Genomic DNA, 783 nt, shown 5'->3' with positions numbered 1-783 from the left:
GCGCCGTCAACGATCTGCGCCACGTCGGTCAGGCGGATGGGCGCGCCGTTCTTGTAGGCGACGATCATCTTGCCGTACTCGGCGGCCGACTTGAGCTGGTCGTTGGCGTCGATGGTGGAAGCGCGCATCGGGCCGTCGAAGCTGCCCTTGGCCCCGTTCACGTTGGCGGTGCCGATGGCGCTACGGATGTCATCGATCGACAACCCGAGCGCCGCCAGCGCCGACGTGTTCGCCTGGATGCGCACCGCCGGCCGCTGCCCGCCGCTGATGCTGACGAGGCCGATGCCCGGCAACTGCGACAGCTTTTGCGCGATGCGCGTGTCGACCAGGTCTTCCAGCTTGGGCAACGGCATCGTATTGGAGGTGATCGCCAGCGCGAGGATCGGGGCGTCCGCCGGATTCACCTTGCTGTAGATCGGCGGCATTGGCAGGTCGGTCGGCAGCAGATTGCCCGCTGCGTTGATGGCCGCCTGCACTTCCTGCTCGGCAATGTCGAGCGAGAGCGACAGATCGAACTGCAGCGTGATCACCGAGGCGCCGCCCGAGCTGGACGACGTCATCTGTTTCAGGCCGGGCATCTGCCCGAACTGCCGCTCCAGTGGTGCGGTGATGGACGACGTCATCACGTCGGGGCTGGCGCCCGGATACAGCGTCGTGACCTGGATGGTCGGGTAATCGACTTCGGGCAGCGCTGAGAGCGGCAGCATCCGATAAGCCACCAGGCCCGAGAGCAGGATGGCGACCATCAACAGCGTGGTCGCCACGGGCCGGAGGATGAAGATT

The 783-nt window shown here is 66.0% G+C and carries 1 protein-coding gene; it reads right to left on the bottom strand.

Annotated features, from left to right (window positions below; genetic code table 11):
- Positions 1-783 (bottom strand): efflux RND transporter permease subunit (locus tag D1614_RS27965; RefSeq protein ID WP_497006668.1); only part of this gene is annotated, 783 nt, incomplete at both ends.

Source organism: Maribellus luteus (assembly GCF_003576475.1).
In the GTDB taxonomy this organism is placed as follows: Bacteria; Bacteroidota; Bacteroidia; order Bacteroidales; family Prolixibacteraceae; genus Draconibacterium; species Draconibacterium luteum.
The sequence above is the reverse complement of the archived record's forward strand: the minus strand, read 5'-3'. Positions and strand labels throughout refer to the sequence as shown.